Here is a 19,391-nt window from a genome sequence, read left to right as displayed (position 1 = left end):
AAACGGAGACAGTATCGATGCCTGCAGAAAAGGGAAGTGCCTTCTTGCTGAAGGTTGGCGATGGCGGTTTGCCGCCGGTTTATGCGACAGTCGCCGGGTTGCGCACAACGCAGCTCAGCATCAATGGCGATGCCGTTGTTATCACCAATAAGGACTCGGGCGCCTGGCGTGAATTACTCTCGGGTGCGGGCGTCCGGTCGGTTTCGGTTTCAGGAGCCGGGGTGTTTACAGGATCGGTTGCCGAAACGCGGATCAAGACCAATGCCCTGTCGGGTGTGCTGGATGACTATGAATTGAGTTTTGAAAGTGGCGAACGGCTGCGCGGCAAATTCTTGGTCGCGCGGCTCGACTATGCCGGGGATTTCAACGGGGAGCGCAGCTACACGCTCGCGCTCGAAAGCTCGGGCCCCGTGGTGACTTTGTGAGCAGGTCTGCAAATCCGGCCCGCGGTGAAGCCATGCTGCACTTCGGCGATGACGGAATTTTGCTGCGCCCCACCTTTGCAGCATTGGTTGCTGCAGAAGAGGAGTTGGGGCCTTTATTTGCCCTGGTCGAGCGGGCAGCGTCGGGCCAACTCAAGCTATCGGAAATGGTGGCGTTATTCTGGCATTGCCGGTTCGAAGCTCCGGATCAACTTGATCGGAACGGATTTGCCGAGGCTGTTGCAGCGCAGGGCATCGCAGCAAATACGCCCGTACTGAAAATTCTGCTCGGGCAGATTTTGTCAGGGCAATGAGCTTTGCTGAAATCGCCCGCATGCTGGCTGGACAATCCGCATTGCTCCTGGGCTGGCGCCCCGACGATTATTGGAATGCGACCCCCGCCGAGCTGCTAGCGATATTGAACGCCGTGCCCCGACCCGAAGAGGACGCCGCGGACGGCGCGAAGCTATCTGCATTGATGGAGCAATTTCCAGATGCCCCATTGCCAGATGCCCCATTGGAGGTGACTAATGGATGAAGAAATCGAACGGCTGGTTGTTTCCGTGCGTGCAGACACTCAAGGCTTTGCCCGCGATGTCGCTACCATGCGTGCGGAGATGGAAGGCCCATTTGCCGCGGGTATAGAACGGACGGGCCGTTTGCTGGAGAGCAGTCTGACCCGCGCGATCCAGACCGGCAAATTCGGCTTTGAGGATCTGCGGCGCATCGCGCTTTCGGCGCTTGCGGAAATTGCCTCTGCAGCCATCCGATCCGGTATAGATTCCATTTTAGGCGGGGCCGGTGGCGGATCAGGGCAGGGTGGCTTGTTTGCATCACTGGGCTCGATTCTTGCCAATGCATTGAACGGAGCTCCCGGACGGGCCACGGGCGGCCCGGTGACACCGGGGCGGGCCTATCGGGTGGGTGAGCGTGGACCCGAACTGTTTGTGCCGACATCGGCGGGTCGTGTTGAGGCTGCAACCAGCAATATGCGCGGCGGCGTTCAAGTAAACTTGACGGTCAACGTCTCAGACAATGGCCGGGGCATCGCGCCCGATGCCTTGCAACGATCAAGCCGCCAGATGGTGCGTTCGCTGCGCCGGGTGCTGGCCGAAATCGAGGTTTGATTCATGGCCTATTGGCTCTGCAAAAAGCGCAGGCGGCAGGAATGCAGCCCGGTGATGCGCTTCGATCCGCGTTTCTGGACGCTCAATTTCCCGCGGCCGATGATGGCGTCTGTTGTCACCAAAGGTGCGGAAGCGCTGCGCGTTGATACCGCCTTTTATCGGGCAAATGACCTTGCGGGCCTGATCTGGGAAAGCGAGGACAAGTGGGATCATCCGCTGCTCGCCTATCAGACCAACCGGGATTACCGGCACCTCATCCTCCGCTTCCGCTGGCGCAGCCAAGGCGTCATGCCGCTCGATGCGATTAATGGGCCGACGCTGACAATCGAAGGCCGCGATGCAAATGGTGCTCCCAGAAGCTGGTTCGTACGGCTCTGGAACTATGCGGTCGGAACGCCGACCGACGCGATCATTACTTTGCCTTTCAGCACTATCGAGGGTGGTTTCGCTCTTCCGGCCGATGCCGATCCTCTGTTTGCGGGCGATATCGACCGTATGTTCATCTCGATTGTCCCGCCCAATTACAACGAAACCGGCGGCGACTTTGTGACGGCGCAAGCAGGTTGGGTCGAATTGTCCGAAATCCGCAGCGATGGTAAGGGCGCGATGCTCGACATTGGCGATGCGATGGTCCCCGAACATGACCTCAAAATGGCGACAGGCTATGACGATGCCTATAACCAGACGCCCGAGCGGTTGCTGCGGCAAATCCGCGCGCTCGGCTATCGCAGTACGATCAACCATTATGTCGGAATGAGCCACTATTACCGGCTCGAGCCTTTGTCGGGCGGGCATTATGTAAGTCTTGCGGGCGGCGCGCTTAACGCGCCGTGCAGCGCCTGGCATCTCGATTTTGCGCAGCGCGCCAAGGCGATGGGTTATGACCTTATCTTCTCGCTCAGCTACGAACTGTTTAACGCTAACTGCTGGAATGACTGGAAACAGCGCGCGGAAAATGGCGATCCGGCGCTGACCGGCTGGTCGCCGCCTTCGACACTGCTGTCACCAGCGCATGCAGGGGCAATGGTCTATCTGCAAGCGGTTGGCAGGGCCTTCGCTTATATTTTGAAACAGGCCGGATTGCCGGTCAAATTCCAGGTGGGTGAACCTTGGTGGTGGACGATGCCCGATGGCCGCATCTGCCTTTATGATGCGGCGGCGCTGACGGAATTTGGGTCTTTGGCAGTCGCCATTCCCGACATTCGGGGAAGTAAAACAGCAGCGCAAAAGGCCATGCTCGACAAGGCTGGGCAACTTCTGGCCGCCTCAACTGCCGCACTTGTAGCGGCGGTCAAAGATGAAGCAGGGACGTCGCGATTTACCAGCCACCTTTTGGTCTATCTACCCACCATTATCGACCCTTCAGCGCCCGAAGCCAAGCGCGCCAATGTGCCGGTGCAATGGGCATCACCAGCTTTCGATGTGCTCCAGCTCGAAGATTATGACTGGGTGACGACCGGCAATCACGGAGCGACGGCGCGCGGCTTTGCCGAGATGAATGCGCGGCTCGGCTATCCGGTTGCGCAACAGCATTATTTTTCGGGCTTTGTGCTGCAACAGGGAAGTGATGCGCAGTGGTTCGATATCGAGCGCGCGATTGAGCTCGCTAAAACCCGCGCAACGGCCGAGGTCTATGTCTGGGCACTGCCCCAGGTCGCGCGCGACGGATTTGTGCATTTTCAGATTGGCAATGAAAGCGAGGCTGATGTGGAGGCTTTTCACGATATCCTGTTTCCGCTCGGTATCGGACGCGAAGCCGAGGTTTCGGCGGAATTTTCAACCAATGTCGTGACGCTGATGTCAGGGCATGAGCGGCGGAACAGCGACTGGGCCGATGCCCGTATGGCCTATAACGTCGCGCCCGGGGTGCGATCCGAAGCCGAGCTGATTGAATTGATGCAGTTTTTCCGGGCTCGACGCGGCGCTGCAGTCGGCTTTCGCTTCAGCGACCCGTTCGACAATAGTTCCAATGACAATAATGATGCACCCAATATCCTTGATCAGCTGCTGGGGACAGGCGACGGCATCCGCACCAGTTTCCAGCTTCTCAAGCGATACGGCGATGGGGATTCTGCGCAGGAAAGGGCGATAACCCGGCCAACCATTGGTTCGATCCGGGTAGCGGTCGATGGTCTGGAGACATCAGCCTGGTCTTTGGGGCCTTTTGGGGAAATCCAATTCGATATGCCGCCACCGGCAGGTGTTCAGGTGACCGCAGGTTTCCGTTTCGATGTTCCGGTGCGCTTCAATCAGGACCGGATCGACGTCAGTCGTTCAACATTCGGGGCAGGCGATATGCCCAATGTGATGCTTATCGAAATCAAGGAGGCGGCATGAGTTATCCGTGGCTTGCGGGCACGTTGACCAGCACGGCTTATGGATGGCGGCTGGAGCGGAAGGATGGCATTGCAATCGGCTTCACTTCACACGACCGAGATGTGGTGATTGACGGTCTGGTCTATCGTTCGAGTCCGGGAATGGCACCAAGCTCGATAGTCGAAACGCTCGGCCTGGAGATTGGCAGCCTCGAGGTCAGTGGCGCATTGACCAGTGATGCCATACGCGCAGAAGACATTGAGGCAGGCCGCTGGGATGGTGCCGCGTTGACTATTTTCCTCTATGATTGGTCAAATCCTGCCGCCAGTAAATTCACTCTCGCAATGGGCACATTGGGTGCGATCAGTTGGTCAGGTTCGGCCTTTGAAGTCGAATTTCTGGGCCCTGCTGCTAGGCTTTCGGCTTCGGTTGTGCCCCTGACATCGCCTACTTGCCGCGCGCGTTTCGCGGGGCCGGGCTGCAACCTTAGCGCGCAGCGGTTCATATTGGAGACGGAGATTGTCAATGTGCAGGGCTCAACCCTCACTTTGGCTGCGCCATTGGCATCCGAACCTTCTCATTTCGTTTTGGGTGAATTGCGCTGGCTAGGTGGACCGAATTGCGGGCAGCGTCAGCAAATTGTTTTCGCTACCGCAACCGAAATTGTGCTGGCCGAATCTCCTGCATTCCCGGTCGAGGGTGCCACGCCTGTTTCTGTGTTGCAGGGTTGCGATCGCACCATCGCAACCTGCTCTGGCCGCTTCGGAAATGCACTCAATTTCAAAGGGGAGCCCTATTTGCCCGGCAACGATCTATTGACGCGTTACCCTGGTGGAAACTGAGCCATGACTGCCGACTTGATTGCCTTTCGTGCGAATGCGCAATTGAATACACCGTTCCGGTTTCGCGGGCGTACACCGGGTGTGGCGCTGGACTGTGTGGGATTGGTGCTAACCGCTCTGGGCCCGATTGCCGAAACAACAGTGGATTGCCCAAGCTATTCGTTGCGGGGCGATTTTCGGTCTGTCATTTTGTCTTGTTTCGGAAAATTGCCGTTTCTCCTTTTGCACGAAGGCGAAACGGGATGTGATGGCGACATCATACTCGCTGCTGCCGGCCCATCGCAGTTGCACCTGATGGTTGCAGCCAACAGTGGTTGGGTTCACGCCCATGCAGGATTGGGCCGTGTCGTCTTTACGCCCATATGGCCTGGCTGGCCAATCATCCACCGCTGGCGTTTTATCGGAGATTGAGATGGCAACACTTGTTCTGACTGCCGTCGGCTCTGCAGTCGGCGGCCCGCTGGGCAGCGCAATTGGTGCCTTTGTCGGACAGCAAATCGATCGGGCGCTGATCGGCAATGGCCCGCGCAGGGAAGGACCCCGCCTCAAAGAATTGGAGGTGCAGACGTCCAGCTATGGCACTGCTATTCCTGCAATATTTGGTGCGATGCGGGTTGCTGGAACGGTCATATGGGCGAGTGATCTCATCGAGAAAAAGTTAGTTACCGGCGGCAGCAAGAGCCAGCCCGGCACTGCGACGTACAGTTATTCGGTCAATCTGGCCGTTGCGATCTCCAGCAGGCCAATTACCCGAATAGGTAGAATCTGGGCTGACGGTAATTTACTTCGCGGGGCGGCAGGCGACCTGAAATTCGAAACCGAACTGCGTATTCACAATGGTGAAGGCGACCAGCCTGTCGATCCGCTGTTGGCATCGAGTGAGGCGCCTGATCTTTCACCCGCTTATCGTGGACTTGCCTACGCAGTGTTCGAGGGGCTGCAACTGGCTGAGTTTGGTAACCGCATACCTTCACTCACGTTCGAAGTGTTCGAACGCGAGGATGCGGTGCCGTTGCATGTAATTGTCAACGACGTGTCTGGTCAGCTTATTGCCGGGACAACATCCGAAACATTGGGCGGCTACGCAGCTCAAGGTCGCGACATTCGAGCGTCTATCGAACCCCTGATCGCGGCATTTCCAGTCACGTTGCGACCGAAAGCGGATGGGTTGGAACTGAACGGATGGTTCGATTTGCCAAAAACCATATTGCCGGGCAACACTGCGGCGATGATCAACCGAAAATCGATCGAACGTCTTTCCAGGGTAAGGTCGGCTCGGTCACATGGGGGAGCTTCGATTGCTCTGCGTTATTACGAGAAAGGGCGTGATTATCAGGCCGGTTTGCAACGATATGGTGCCAATCTGAATGATAATCATGAAACGCAATATGAACTTCCTGCATGCCTTGATACTGCACAGGCGCAGCGATTGACTGCATTGAATTGGCTGCAGCAATCCAGGGCACAATCAACATCGGCGGGTTTTTTCCCCTATGGAGACATACCGCCGCGAATTGCTGAAATCCAATTCGATTCTGAAGAAAAAATCACGGAAATCGAATATTTTAACGGATATTTCAGAGTGTCCAGCCAGGGCTGGGTCGAAACTGATCGCGGGTCTTTTACGCTTGGCGATCCGGGGCGGGATGTGTCGTCGCCCGACCTTGCCGTAGGTCATACGCTGTTGCACCTGATTGACTTGCCAGCGGTTTCCGAACCCCTGCCGTCGCAACCGGTAATCGGCGTGGTTGCGGCCGGAACGGGCGAGGGATGGCGCAAGGCTGCACTTGGCTATCGCGATGGTTTGGCACTTATCGAACTGGGCCGGACTGCGCCGGCAGGCGTTATCGGACTGCTTCAGGCAGATTTGCCGCCGCACGCTGGACATTTGCTCGACACCAGCAACAATTTGATGGTTCGAGTGCTTCACTCAGGAATGGATTTTCCACCCGGTTTCGGCGATCCATTGCATCCCAACGCGCCACTGATTCACATCGCAGGCGAATTGATCAAATATGGTGATTGCGAACAGCTTGGTCCGACCGATTTCAGGTTTGCCCGGCTGGCTCGAGGCTGTTTTGGCAGCGAAATTGCGCAGCATCCAACTGGAACTGCACTTTGTCTGGTGAGTGAAGCCACTACTTTGCGGTTCGGTGGCCTAGGTCTGGCAATTGATGATTCTGCATCATTTGAAGCGGTTGGAATCGGCGACAGCAATCCTGTGCTCGAATCCATCCCTGCCGTCGGTCGGGCCATACGGCCCTTGGCGCCTTGCCACTTAAATGTCGCATTTGACGAAGAACAAAATCTCCACATATCTTGGTTTAGGCGGAGCCGATGGGATACAGGCTGGCGTGATTTTGCCGATCTGTCAGTCGATGAACCGTCACTTATGTTTGAGGTTGAGATCAAGAGCAGCCAAGTGCTGCTTGCCCAATTTCAGCTGTCTGTTGAGTATATCGAAGTTTCAGCTGCTCTAGTTGGCAGTTGGGGATTGCAGACGGGCGTGCCGATCACCGTCGACGTTCGACAACGCGGAACATATGCCCTGTCATGGCCAACATCACAGACCGTGCTCGCGCGATAGGCAATCATCCCGATACAATCACAATTTGATAGGAACACACCCAATGGGAACAAACACGCCACGATTTGCATTGCCGAACCTTGTTGTTTCTCAAGCACATAAAGAGATTACGCATAACGAGGCGCTCGCTATAATCGATAGCGCGCTGCATGCGGCAATCGTGAACTCCGCCTCCGCACCACCCATTTTGGTCGAAGAAGATGCGGGGAAATGCTGGCTGGTTGTCGCACCAGCGACCGGTACCTGGTCTGGTAAAGAGGATGCGGTTGCCGTCTGGACAGGATCTGGCTGGCGGTTTCTCGATCCAGTACCTGGAATGACGGTTTGGAGCGTGCAGGATAGCAGTGAACTTCGCTATTCAGCGGGGCAATGGATCCCACCCGTTACAATAATTGCTCCGACCGGTGGTGCGGTTGTGGATACCGAGGCCAGAATCGCATTGAACGCATTGCTCGGCCATCTTGCGAATATAGGACTTGTTGCCAACTAATCGAATGACGGTTGAATTGCGGTCCTGGGCTTGTTGGAAAGTTAAATGCTGTAAACCTTCATCATTTTTTCCGTAGATTCTTCGAATGGCGACATTTTGGCAACAGTTTGGTGCCAAAGTTAGCTTGCAACAAGGGCGCAGACTCGATACACCCTAGACACCGATTTTTCGTTCCTAAGATAGAAAAGGGGATAGTTGATGCGTAAGTTGGCCATAGGTTTGGCACTTGCTTCCACTGCTCTGGCAACACCGTCAATGGCCCGCGATGGCCAATGGTATGTCGGAGTGGATGGCGGTGCCATGATTGTCGAAGACATGGATGTCGAGGTCGGTCCTGCACCGATTGAAGGCGTACTCGATACTGATGTTGGTTATGATTTCGGCGCGGTTGTTGGTTATGACTTTGGCGGTTTCCGCCTTGAAGCTGAAACATCCTACCGCGAAGCTGATATCAGCGAAACCAGCAGCAGCACGGCTCTGTTGCCGGCCGGAGCTGGTACGGCATTGTCGGCTGGCAACGCTTATGCGACTGCGGGCGACGCTAATGCGCTCAGCTTCATGGTAAACGGTCTGCTTGACTTCGGTGATGACGATGGCCTGCAAGGCTTTGTCGGTGCCGGTATTGGTGTTGCTCGCATAGACGTGCACAACATTTTTGCTGCCCCGGCTTGGTTGGATGATTCCGACACTGGCTTGGCTTGGCAGGCACTTGCTGGGATCCGTGCTCCGCTCAGCGACAGCTGGGACGTCGGCCTGAAGTATCGTTTCTTCAAGGCAGGTGGTGTCGATCTTGTTGATCGTCTTGGCCGTGATGTTTCGACTGGTTTTCAGTCGCACAGCTTGATGGGTAGCCTGGTTTACAACTTTGGTGGTGAACCCGAGCCTGTGGAAGTGGCACCGCCGCCGCCGCCGCCGGTAGTGGCACCGCCCCCGCCGCCCCCGCCGCCCCCGCCGCCGCCCGCGCCGGTGTGCAACAGCGGTCCGTACATTGTGTTCTTCGACTGGGATAAGTCGAATCTGCGCCCGGATGCTGCGTCGACCCTCGACAACGCTGTGGCTCAGTATGCAAATTGCGGTAACGCACGCGTCATGCTTGCCGGCCACGCTGACAAGTCGGGTGCAGCAAGCTACAACGTTGGTCTTTCGCAGCGTCGTAACGACACCGTTCGTTCGTATCTCGAATCCAAGGGCGTACCTGGCGGCGTGATCGCAACCGAAGCATTCGGTGAAACCGCACCGCTGGTTCAGACCGCAGACGGCGTACGCGAAGCGCAGAACCGTCGCGTTGAAGTGAGCTACGGTCCGGGTTCGGGCATGTAATCACTTCGCTCTAAGCGAATAGGATAAGGGCCAGCCTAACCGCTGGCCCTTTTCTTTTGCCTTCTCGATAGATAATTAAGCTGCCAGTCAGCGATTGTCTTCGGCGATATGACGGCGCGTCGCAGCCTTATATCCAGCTAAACGCAGTCCTTCGATAGTCGAAACTTGACCGATGCACCGGACTCAATGAGCGCAACTCAGGTCAGGCGACAGCTTTCAGATCGGGACTAGTTCCCGTCGCTGCCTCCAACAAGCGAGATTCGAGGGCCTTAATTCTTGCTTTATTCTCAATCTTCCCGCCGAACAGATCGGTGACATAAAAAGTATCGACCGCCCGTTCGCCATAGGTCGCGATGTGCGCACTGTGCAGGGTGACCTTCGACTGGAAAAGCGCCAGCGCCAAATTGTTGAGTAAAGCAGGCCTGTCGGCGGCATTTACTTCTATCACAGTGAAGCGATTGGAGGCCTTATTGTCCACCAGTACGGATGGCGCAATCTTGAAGGCTTCTGCGCGGCGAAGCGCCACGGGTTTGGCCATAAGCTTGGGCGACAATTTGCTCTTGTTTGCCAGAGCATCGCCGATTGATTGCTTCAGCCGTTCGATCTGATCCCGTTCCTGGAAGGGACGACCCCATGGGTCCTGTACTAGGAAGTTGTCGACGGCCAAACCGTCGGTGCTGGTGTGAATCCGGGCATCAATTATGCTTCCCCCCGCGAGATGAATTGCGCCCGCTATGCGGTAGAACAAGCCGGGATGGTCTGCGGCCAGAACTGTGATCAGCGTTGCTCCCCGATCAGGGTAATAACAGGCGTCAATGGCTAGTGGTTCGCTATCATTCGCATGCAACAATCTGATATTGCGTTCGATAATATCATCCGGCTCTGCAATCCAATAGGCATCTGGCATCCGCCTTGCCAACCGTTTGAACTTGTCAGGCGCCATGCCAAGCTTTGCTTGCAATATGTCTTTTTTGCTCGCGATGCGTTCCTCGCGGCCCTTTTGTTTGTGCCCAAGCCGGAGAACTTCCTCGGTTGCCTCGAATAAGTCGGATAATAATTGGCGCTTCCAACTGTTCCAGACACCTGGCCCAACAGCCCGAATATCGACAACGGTTAGCACCAGCAAAAGCCTCAGTCGCTCTGCCGAAGTGACCGTTTGGGCGAAATCCAAAATTGTTTTGAAGTCGGACAGATCGCGTTTGAATGCGGTTGCCGACATCAGCAAATGATGACGCACGAGCCAAGCGACCGTTTCGGTTTCCGCATCGTTGAGGCCGAGGCGCGGGCACAGATTGAGTGCAACTTCAGCGCCCAATATGCTGTGATCGCCGCCACGACCTTTTGCGATATCGTGCAATAATACAGCGACAAATAACACTCTGCGGCTGACAATCTGACGAACGATCGCGGTGGATAGCGGATGATCTTCTTTATGATCTCCCCTTTCAATCTCAGCTAGCAAGCCAATGGCGCGGATCGAATGCTCGTCGACGGTATAGTGATGGTACATATCGAACTGCATTTGTGCGACGACCCGTCCAAAGTCGGGAATGAATCTACCAAAAACAGTGGCTTCATTCATCCATCGCAAAACTGCCTCAGGGTTTCGCGGTGAACACAGCGTGTCGAGAAACAACTGGTTCGCTCGGGCATCCTGACGGACTTTTTGGTCAATCAGGCGTGCATCGCGGCGGGCAGCCCGCATCGCCAGCGGATGAATTTCGAGATTGTGAAGGTCCGCCAAATTGAACAATTCGATCAGACGCACCGGGTCGCCTTGAAAGAAGTCGTCGGATGGTAACGCAAGCCGGCCACGGTCGAGAACAAATCCATTTAGTTTACGCGGCTTGCGTGCAAAGCTCGGCAGGAATCGCCGTCCCTTTTTCCCAAGTGCTTCATCGAGATGGGCAAGGAACAGACCTGTCAGGTCGCCAACTGTCTTTGCATTCAAAAAATACAGTTGCATGAATCGTTCGACCGCAGAGCGGCCAGGTCTGGGCGAAAAACGCATTCGTTCCGCGACTTCGCGCTGCAGATCGAACGTAAGTCGGTCCTCGGGGCGCCCAGAGATATCGTGCATATGGCATCGGACCGCCCAGAGAAAATTCTCTGCCTTTTCAAATTTGCGATACTCTTCGCCGGTGAGCAAACCTACGTCGACAAGGTCTGAAGGTGATCGCACCCGATGGACATATTTCCCTATCCAGTACAGCGTGTGTAAGTCGCGAAGGCCACCTTTTCCATCTTTGATATTGGGTTCTACCACATATCGGCTGTCACCCATGCGTTTGTGACGCTCGTCACGTTCCACCATCTTTTGCGCTACAAAGTCGGCCCCTGTTCGGGCGGCAACTTCATTCCAAAAGCGGACCGAAGTTTCTTCATAGACTTTGCGGTCCCCCCATACAAACCGGCCTTCGAGAAGGGCGGTCCGGATCGTAAGATCTTCGAGGGCCATCTTGATTGTTTCGTCAATCGACCGGCTGGATTGGCCCACCTTTAGACCCAGATCCCATAGGAAATAAAGCATCGCCTCAACGACCTGTTCGGTCCAGCCAGTTCGTTTGTAGGGCGTGATGAAGGCGATATCGACATCGCTGTGCGGCGCCATTTCACCCCGACCATAGCCCCCGACGGCGACGACTGCGATTTTCTCAGCCGCCGATCGATTTGCCACCGGAAACAGCGTTGTTGTTACAAAATCAAAGGCTATGCGGACAATCTGGTCGATCAGAAACGCCTGATCGGTTGCGCAACTTCGGCCCGATGAAGGCACAGCAACGAGACGCCGGGAAATTTCCTCGCGACCTACACGCAAAGCGGTTTGCATGATTGAAAGGGCTTTGCCGCGCTGCTCGCTTGGTGAGCATTCCGCGATCGCAGCGGCAATTTCGTCCGCCACGGCTGACCTATCGATGATGTCGCGTTGCCGCCTTCGGCCGAGCCCGCTTTTTGTCATATGACAGCGCTTAAAAGAAGCTTGGTAGAGGCGAAAGCGTTAATCTTCGAGTTCCTTGACCTTTGCATTATATTCTCGGCGCAACGTAACCCGGTCGATCTTCTGTGTGCCGAGGCGCGGAAGAGGTTCATGCACGCGCCAAAAGTGAACAGGCACCTTGAATGGCGCGAGCTTGGCCTGAAGGAAACTCTTCAGTTCGTCGGGTGAAAGCTCGCTTCCGGCTTTGGTGAAATAGACCAAGCCCGGAACCTCTCCATATCGGTCATCGGCAATGCCAAAGACCGACAATTCGGCGACCACATCATGCTCATAGGCTGCGGCTTCAACCTCGGGGCAGCTTATGTTCTCACCGCCGCGTATGATGATGTCCTTCTTTCGATCCACAATGAAAAGATAGCCATCTTCATCCAGATAGCCGATGTCACCTGTACGGAAATAGCCATCAGACGTGAAGGCAGCCTGGGTTGCCTCTTCATTTTCCCAATAGCCGTTGAAATTCGCAATTGAGCGAATGCAAACTTCACCGCGTTCGCCTTGGGGCATTTGTTTCCCGTCGTCGTCGAGGATAGCCAAATCGACTAATGGCTTGGTCGCTGGGCCGGTACTTGATGGCTTTGCCAGATAATTGTCGGTAAAATTTCCGCACCCGACGCCATTGGTTTCGGTGAGGCCATAGCCGAGGAGAGGAAAACCCCACTCCATTTCCTGTTTGATGCGCTTCACATGCTCGACCGGGCGAGGCGCACCGCCTGCAGCAAAAGCTGTGCACGATGTCAGATCGTATTTTAGCCGATTAGGGTGCGTCGCAATCTCGATGCTCATCAAGGGCACGCCAACGAAATAGGTAATCTTTTCTTTTTCGATCAGCTGCATGGCATGCTCTGCATCCCATTTGGGCATCATTACCAGTTTACGGCCGATTACAAAGCTCTGCAGTAAAACCGGAACGGCTGCAGTCACGTGGAACAGCGGCACGTTGAGCAAAGTGGCAGGCTGCATCGTCGGCGCTTCGCCAGTCGATGCCAGTATTTCGAAGAACACCAACGTTTGCCCGACATAGCTCATCGCACCTTGAACGACCGCGCGGTGATCCGACCAAGCACCTTTCGACTGTCCGGTCGAGCCAGAAGTATAGAGTATCGTTGCAGGATCGAGCGGGTCGATGGGCGGCAAAGCGGTCGACGCATTTCCACCCTTTGCGAGAAGGGCATGCAATCCTTCCAGCGGATGGCAGTCATGTTCGAAAACGAGCAGTTCTGCACTACCCACGTCTTCGCCTTGCAGTCGTGCTGCGCGTTGAGCATCCGCAAGGACATATTTGCATCCGACCATGCGGATGCCATCGGCCAGTTCGCTTCCCTGCCACCAACCGTTGAGTAAAGTTGCGACACCGCCTGCCATCAATATGGCCATATAGGCGATAATCCAGTTTGCCGAGTTACGCGCAGCTATGCCCACACGATCGCCAACCTGAAGCCCGTAGCCTTCATGCAACCCACCAGCCAGTGCCAGCGCCGCCGCATGACATTCGGCAAATGTAAGGCGGAGGTCGCCGTCGACCAGAAATTCCTTATCCGCATTGAGTGCACAAAACATCGCGAAATAATCACGCAGATTACCAGGAGCTTTGGCGATCATCGGGATTTGCACGCCGTATTTCTCGACATGTGTTACTGACAATGGTCCGTCATTTTCCATCAGTCGGGTGACGGTACTGTCAATTGCCAGATCAAGCGCTGTTGGCACGGCGAATCTCTCCTTTGTTCTTTTTTATGTGCCCCTTTTGGCTATATAGGTCGGCAAATCCAAGAGGGGATACGACTTGTTTATTGCAACAGCCGCCGCAGCTGCAGGTGACTATCTGAAATTTACCGATCTGGGCATTGGCCCGGTGGCACTGGACCTCGGAATTTTCGAGCTGCGCTGGTATTCGCTAGGCTATCTGTTCGGAATTCTGCTGGGCTATTGGCTGCTGACGAAGCTGATCCGCAAACCCGGATCTCCGATGTCGCGCGAACATGCCGATGATATGATTTTATATGCAACGCTTGGGATCATTTTGGGCGGGCGTATTGGCTATATTCTGTTCTATCAGCCAGGCATGCTGGCAACGCCGCTGGAAGTCTTCAAGCTTTGGGAAGGCGGGATGTCGCTTCATGGTGGGGCGCTGGGAACGATCTTCGCGATCTGGCTGATGGCACGAAAGCACGGCCTCTCTTTCCTCCGTATGTGCGACTATATTGCCTGTTGTGTCCCATTTGGCCTGTTTCTGGTCCGGCTCGCAAATTTCGCCAATAGCGAACTGTGGGGCAGGGTGACCGACGTCAAATGGGCCATCATATTCCCCAATGGAGGGGATTTGCCGCGCCATCCCAGTCAACTCTATGAGGCCGGTGCGGAGGGCCTTTTGATGGCGGCCATTTTGTGGCCGCTCTTCTTCAAGACCGACGCCCGTTACAAGCCCGGCTTCCTTTTTGGCGTGGCCGCCTTGATCTACGGGTCGGCTCGATTCTGCATCGAATTTGTGCGCGAGCCCGATGCCCATTTGCAACATGTTGTCGAGCAGACCGGTTTGAGCATGGGGCAATGGCTAACCATACCGATGCTTTTACTCGGGCTTTACCTTGTTCTGACGGCAAAAGGCCGCAGGCAACGTGTGGAGCCAGTAGGCGGAGCGAGCAGTGTCGCCTGACGGCGCTAATCTGGCCGCGAGGATTGCAAAGCAGATCGAGATATCTGGGTCTATAAGTGTCGCGGAATTTATGCAGGTGGCCAATGAGGCATATTATGCCAAAGGCGATCCGTTAGGTGCGAAGGGGGACTTCATAACGGCGCCTGAAGTCAGCCAGATGTTCGGCGAACTCATCGGAATTTGGCTGACGGATCTCTGGATACGAGCAGGTCGTCCCCAAGATTGTAAATATGTCGAGCTTGGCCCCGGGCGTGGCACATTGGCTGCAGATGCATTGCGTTCGATGAAGCAGTTTGATTTTGCGCCTGAAGTCTATTTCGTGGAAACAAGCGCGGCGTTGAGGGAAATGCAGGCGCGGGCAGTGCCCGATGCCAATTTTCTATCGAATGTTGGTGATCTACCCTTTGACGTACCCATGTTCATCATCGCCAATGAGTTTTTTGACGCACTTCCAGTCCGGCAACTCATTGCAACTCATGCCGGATGGCGCGAACGCGTGGTCGTACGCGATCGAGGGACCAAGTTCATGGCTACGCCAGGAATGACCGCGATGGATGAATTGGTGCCGGCGGATTTCCGCAACGCGCCTAGCCCAACCATCTATGAAACTTGCCCGGCCGCAAGTTCCATTATGTACGAATTGGCCGGTCGAATCTCTGAGCAAGGTGGGGCCATGTTGATTGCGGACTATGGCTATACGCTCCCGGGAATTGGCAGTACCCTGCAGGCGGTCCGGGCACATGAATTTGCGGATCCGTTTGAAAATCCCGGAGAGCATGATTTGACCGCGCACGTGAATTTTGTCGAACTCGGCAATCTAGCACGCATGCGACAGTTACACGTCAGTGGGCCAATTGAGCAGGGCGTGTGGCTAAAAGCGCTTGGAATCGATTCACGTTTGCAGGTCTTGGCTGCCAAACAACCGGAACGGACTGATGAGCTCTCCGCAGCACGCGATCGGCTGGTCGAAGCAACCGGAATGGGCAGCCTTTTCAAGATTCTTGCGATATCCAACCCTGATTGGCCGATTCCAGAGGGATTTGAAATCAGCCAAAGCCTTGGTTGACTGGCTAGGGCGTACCCAGCCACGCAGCGACATCATCGGCAATCTTGTTAGCGACCATATTCAGGGCTTCGCCCGCCTCTCTCGGTGCAATTTTGTTCAGACCAGCGCGCGCATCAAAACGCCGCTTTTCGACAGGCTGCCCTTTGCGGATCCGCACTGCATCGAAAATAGCCACGGCTTCGCTTCCGCCTTCGTCGATGCCGAATTCAATCAGTTGCCCTGACAGGTAGTTTTCGGCTTTTCCAGCCGCTTCGACTTCGCTCAGAATGAGCATTCCATTTTTCGCGGCGAGTGTTTCGATCAACAATTGTTGCATCAAGACAGCAGGTTTATCCGTCCAGACGCTCTCCTTGAGATAAGCCACATTCCCTGAATCAATTTGGACAGGAACGCGGTTGGTATCCAGCTTTCGCGGCACTTCCGGGACTAAAACGATCATTGCCTCCTTGGCGAGGCCGCTATTGCTTGTGCCTGCGGTAACGCTTGCCGTTGACGTCAGCGTCAACATCGATGCGGGTGCGGTTCCGCCAAAACTGACACAGGATGGCAAGGCAAGGGTCACGGCCATCACCACAGCCATGGTTCTGATTTGGCGGATCGAAATGCGTCCGGTCATTATTTGCTCCTGCCCGGTTCGTAATCGGGAAGCTTTGGTGCCGAAACCAGACCGCCGACACCCTGCTGATCAAGCCTTTCGGTCACTGACTGCAGTGACGAAGATAGTTTGCGTAGATCTCGTGCCAGTTGATTGATTTCAGGCAGGGTCTGGCTGTTAAAGGTCTCTACCGCAGGATTGGCGCTGTTGAGCGTTGTCTCCAGCGCGGAGAGGCTGCCGTTGGCTGAACGCAGGGTTTTACGCAACTCGGCCAGCATCGGTTTGCCCTCGCTGTCGAGCAGGGCATTGGCACTGGTCGAGAGAGCTGAGAGTTGATCCGCAGCAGCCCCGGCCTTCGCGAGCGTGTTGCGCGATTCCTGAATGGCGGCGCGTAAATCCGGAGCCTGCCCGGCAAGCGAGCCAGACAGGCTTTCGACATTGTCGAGAATTTGCTGGATTGACTGTTGGTTCTTGTCGGAAAGTACGGTGTTCAGACGTTCGGTTAACGTCGAAAGCCGTTCGACCAACAAAGGCGCGCTGTTCAGGATTTCGCCCAATGCCCCGGGTTTTGTGGGGATCACGGGTCGTCCTGCCGGGCACTCGCTTTTGGGGTTCGCTTCCGGGCAACGAATTGGGGGTGCGCCCTTGATGGCGCCATCAAGCTGGATTTCGGATACGCCGGTGAAGCCAACACCGCTAATGGTTGCGGTTGTGCCCTGCAAAATTGCGGTATCCGCATCGATCGCGATACGCACTCGCACAAAGTCCGGATCCGGGCGCCACAATTTTATATCCTTGATTTGCCCCACAGGTACACCCGCAAAAGTCACAGCTGAACCTTTGGCGATGCCGCTCACCGATTGTTGGAAGAAAATATCATATTCGGCTTTGGTTCCGTCACCGAAACGCGACAGCCAAACGGTGAAGCCGGCCAAAATGGCGAGCAGGATCATCGTGACTGAGCCAACGAGGACATAATGGGATTTGGTTTCCATTGCGAACCTTATGGCCTCCCCTGCGATTGCTTGTCCATGCTAATTCCCATCTTCATCCTTGCCGTTCATGTCCAAGCCGCGCTGCGCGACCGCGTGGGCCGGAAAAATATTCGTGAATCCAAGGGTGGTCGGTAGCAAGCAGTTCGTCGATCTTGCCAATGGCGATAACCTTCTTGTCGGCAATAACCGCCACACGGTCACAAATTGCATAAAGCGTGTCGAGATCGTGGGTGATCAGGAACACGGTCAATTCGAGCGTTTCCTGCAGGCTTTTGGTCAACTCGTCGAACTTCGAAGCCCCTATCGGATCAAGTCCAGCCGTCGGTTCGTCGAGGAACAGTAACTCCGGATCCATCGCAAGCGATCGGGCGAGGCCAGCGCGTTTTCTCATTCCTCCTGAAAGCTCGGACGGAAATTTATGCGCAGCTTCCGGAGGCAACCCGCTCAGATGAATTTTGTAGCGCGCAATCTCGTCGAGCAGCTTCGCGTTAAAATGCGGATAGAACTCGCGAAGTGGCACCTGCACATTTTCAGCCACTGTCAGCGTCGAAAACAACGCACCGCCCTGAAACATCACGCCCCAGCGCTTGCGAACTTCGAAAGCCTCATCTTCTTCCTTGCCGCGCATTGAGGTGCCGAACACTTCCACATCGCCTTCGACAGGTTCCTGCAGTCCGATGATAGAGCGCATCAGCACCGATTTCCCCGTGCCCGAACCGCCGACGACACCAAGGATTTCGCCCGGACGAACATCCAGATCAAGCTGGTCATGGATCACCTGATCGCCAAAGGCGTTGCGTAATCCGCGAACGGATATGATTGGAGAGGGGGAGGGGGCCGCCATCAATCCCAGCCAATTTCGGTGAAAAAGACCGCAAAAAAGGCGTCCAGCACGATCACGAGAAAGATGGCCTGAACAACAGCCGCAGTGGTTTTCAGGCCTACCTGCTCGGAATTGCCGTGCACCCGCATGCCCTGGAAGCAACCGGCGAGTGCGATAATTGCGCCAAAAACAGGTGCTTTGACCATGCCGACATAGAAGTCGGTGAGCGGCGTGACCTCACGGATACGCTGAACAAATGTCGTTGGTGGCATATCGAGCGTCATCCAGCAGAATAACCCGCCACCAATTATTGCGACCAGCGATGCGTAGATGCCGAGCAGTGGCATCATGATAACGGTAGCAAGAATTCGCGGAATAACGAGCGCTTCAACTGGAACAACACCGATGGTCCGCATCGCATCGATCTCTTCGGTGATCTTCATTGTACCGATCTGCGCCGCGAAGGCGGAACCGGAGCGGCCAGCCACCATGATTGCGGTCATCAACACGCCCAACTCGCGCATCGTCAGGCGCCCGATCAGGTTCACTGTCCATATTTCTGCACCAAACTGCCGCAACTGGACTGCACCTTGTTGTGCAATGACGATACCGATCAAAAAACTCATCAGGCCGATGATGCCCAGCGCGCGAACGCCAACCATGTCGAAATGCTGGATTACTGAATGCACTCGGAAACGGCGTGGGTGGAGAATGAGGTTCAGGAATCCCTTCACGCACTGGCCGATGAACCCGACAAACTCGATGAACATGCGGGTGATCTCGACCACTGCTTCGCCGACTTCGTGCAGAACGCGCAGCGCAGGAGAGAGTTTTGGCGTCTCGACTTCGACATCGTCTGACCCGCTGACCGCTGCAATCAGACGCTGCGCATCAGGATCGGCGCCGATAATCTGTGCGCCATGATCGCGCGCCGTCCGGTAAACCAGCCAGGCACCGACGGTGTCGATATGGTCGATCTGTGACAGGTCGATTTGGCGCACTTCTGCGCCAGTGGCGCGTAGCCGTGCGTCAAGGTCTCCTATTTGTGAAATAGCCAGCGTTCCACCAAGGCGAAGAACCGCACCTCCCTCAGGCAGTTGTTCTTCGATAAAGTCAGCGGGCTGCGGCATAGCGCTATGATTGGCGCATTCTTCCCC

General features: G+C 55.5%; 18 protein-coding genes. 12 read left to right on the top strand and 6 right to left on the bottom strand.

Annotation, left to right across the window (positions count from 1 at the left end; genetic code table 11):
- Positions 1 to 17 precede the first annotated feature (17 nt).
- The 10 genes from PKC81_RS02715 (at position 18) to PKC81_RS02670 (ending at position 9,104) form a co-directional block, all read left to right on the top strand.
- Positions 18 to 425 carry a phage tail protein gene (locus tag PKC81_RS02715; RefSeq protein WP_324333102.1) on the top strand — a complete coding sequence of 136 codons (408 nt, stop codon included), beginning with the start codon at positions 18 to 20 and terminating at the stop codon, positions 423 to 425.
- Positions 422 to 736, top strand: coding sequence for a gene transfer agent family protein (locus PKC81_RS02710; RefSeq protein WP_324333101.1), 315 nt, complete (start codon positions 422 to 424; stop codon positions 734 to 736). The genes PKC81_RS02715 and PKC81_RS02710 overlap by 4 nt, the downstream gene beginning before the upstream one ends.
- Positions 733 to 960 carry a phage tail assembly chaperone gene (locus tag PKC81_RS02705; RefSeq protein ID WP_324333100.1) on the top strand — a complete coding sequence of 76 codons (228 nt, stop codon included), beginning with the start codon at positions 733 to 735 and terminating at the stop codon, positions 958 to 960. The genes PKC81_RS02710 and PKC81_RS02705 overlap by 4 nt, the downstream gene beginning before the upstream one ends.
- Positions 953 to 1,549: a tail tape measure protein gene (locus PKC81_RS02700; protein WP_324333099.1), complete on the top strand. Its 597-nt coding sequence runs from the start codon at positions 953 to 955 to the stop codon at positions 1,547 to 1,549. The genes PKC81_RS02705 and PKC81_RS02700 overlap by 8 nt, the downstream gene beginning before the upstream one ends.
- A 3-nt stretch (positions 1,550 to 1,552) precedes the next feature.
- A complete protein-coding gene (locus PKC81_RS02695; RefSeq protein ID WP_324333098.1) occupies positions 1,553 to 3,886 on the top strand; it encodes a DUF2460 domain-containing protein in 2,334 nt (777 codons plus the stop codon).
- Positions 3,883 to 4,707, top strand: a complete 825-nt coding sequence (locus PKC81_RS02690) for a DUF2163 domain-containing protein (protein ID WP_324333097.1) — start codon at positions 3,883 to 3,885, stop codon at positions 4,705 to 4,707. The genes PKC81_RS02695 and PKC81_RS02690 overlap by 4 nt, the downstream gene beginning before the upstream one ends.
- A 3-nt stretch (positions 4,708 to 4,710) precedes the next feature.
- Positions 4,711 to 5,118, top strand: coding sequence for a peptidoglycan endopeptidase (locus tag PKC81_RS02685; RefSeq protein WP_324333096.1), 408 nt, complete (start codon positions 4,711 to 4,713; stop codon positions 5,116 to 5,118).
- Positions 5,119 to 5,632: 514 nt separating this feature from the next.
- Positions 5,633 to 7,294 carry a phage tail protein gene (locus PKC81_RS02680; RefSeq protein WP_324333095.1) on the top strand — a complete coding sequence of 554 codons (1,662 nt, stop codon included), beginning with the start codon at positions 5,633 to 5,635 and terminating at the stop codon, positions 7,292 to 7,294.
- Complete coding sequence (locus tag PKC81_RS02675) at positions 7,251 to 7,784, top strand: DUF2793 domain-containing protein (protein ID WP_324333094.1); 534 nt, start codon at positions 7,251 to 7,253, stop codon at positions 7,782 to 7,784. The genes PKC81_RS02680 and PKC81_RS02675 overlap by 44 nt, the downstream gene beginning before the upstream one ends.
- 198 nt (positions 7,785 to 7,982) lie before the next feature.
- Positions 7,983 to 9,104 (top strand): OmpA family protein, encoded by a 1,122-nt coding sequence (locus tag PKC81_RS02670; RefSeq protein WP_324333093.1) that lies wholly within the window; start codon positions 7,983 to 7,985, stop codon positions 9,102 to 9,104.
- 202 nt (positions 9,105 to 9,306) lie between these two features.
- Here PKC81_RS02670 and PKC81_RS02665 read toward each other — a convergent pair whose 3' ends face one another.
- Positions 9,307 to 12,063 (bottom strand): [protein-PII] uridylyltransferase, encoded by a 2,757-nt coding sequence (locus tag PKC81_RS02665; RefSeq protein WP_324333092.1) that lies wholly within the window; start codon positions 12,061 to 12,063, stop codon positions 9,307 to 9,309.
- 39 nt (positions 12,064 to 12,102) lie between these two features.
- Entirely contained in the window at positions 12,103 to 13,761 is a 1,659-nt protein-coding gene (locus tag PKC81_RS02660) for a class I adenylate-forming enzyme family protein (RefSeq protein ID WP_324333132.1), read from the bottom strand.
- A gap of 124 nt (positions 13,762 to 13,885) precedes the next feature.
- Here PKC81_RS02660 and lgt point away from each other — a divergent pair, with 124 nt between their 5' ends.
- On the top strand, positions 13,886 to 14,755 hold the full coding sequence (gene lgt, locus PKC81_RS02655; RefSeq protein ID WP_324333091.1) for a prolipoprotein diacylglyceryl transferase: 870 nt from the start codon (positions 13,886 to 13,888) through the stop codon (positions 14,753 to 14,755).
- Between the two features lie 157 nt (positions 14,756 to 14,912).
- Positions 14,913 to 15,821 carry an SAM-dependent methyltransferase gene (locus tag PKC81_RS02650; RefSeq protein WP_324333090.1) on the top strand — a complete coding sequence of 303 codons (909 nt, stop codon included), beginning with the start codon at positions 14,913 to 14,915 and terminating at the stop codon, positions 15,819 to 15,821.
- A 4-nt stretch (positions 15,822 to 15,825) separates the two neighbouring features.
- On the opposite strand, the gene PKC81_RS02645 is transcribed toward PKC81_RS02650, so the two are convergent.
- Genes PKC81_RS02645 through PKC81_RS02630 form a run of 4 tightly spaced genes read right to left on the bottom strand, consistent with a single transcriptional unit; the run spans position 15,826 to position 19,364 of the window.
- On the bottom strand, positions 15,826 to 16,437 hold the full coding sequence (locus PKC81_RS02645; protein ID WP_324333089.1) for an ABC-type transport auxiliary lipoprotein family protein: 612 nt from the start codon (positions 16,435 to 16,437) through the stop codon (positions 15,826 to 15,828).
- Positions 16,437 to 17,411 (bottom strand): MlaD family protein, encoded by a 975-nt coding sequence (locus tag PKC81_RS02640; RefSeq protein WP_324333088.1) that lies wholly within the window; start codon positions 17,409 to 17,411, stop codon positions 16,437 to 16,439. Before PKC81_RS02640 ends, PKC81_RS02645 begins: the two co-directional genes overlap by 1 nt.
- A 52-nt stretch (positions 17,412 to 17,463) precedes the next feature.
- A complete protein-coding gene (locus PKC81_RS02635; RefSeq protein ID WP_324333087.1) occupies positions 17,464 to 18,255 on the bottom strand; it encodes an ABC transporter ATP-binding protein in 792 nt (263 codons plus the stop codon).
- Positions 18,255 to 19,364, bottom strand: coding sequence for an MlaE family lipid ABC transporter permease subunit (locus tag PKC81_RS02630; protein ID WP_324333086.1), 1,110 nt, complete (start codon positions 19,362 to 19,364; stop codon positions 18,255 to 18,257). The genes PKC81_RS02635 and PKC81_RS02630 overlap by 1 nt, the downstream gene beginning before the upstream one ends.
- Positions 19,365 to 19,391 lie beyond the last annotated feature (27 nt).

The sequence above is a fragment of the Sphingorhabdus sp. genome (assembly GCF_035329025.1).
Classification (GTDB): Bacteria; Pseudomonadota; Alphaproteobacteria; order Sphingomonadales; family Sphingomonadaceae; genus Sphingorhabdus_B.
Note: the sequence above shows the minus strand (reverse complement) of the source record. Positions and strands in the feature narration are given on the sequence as shown.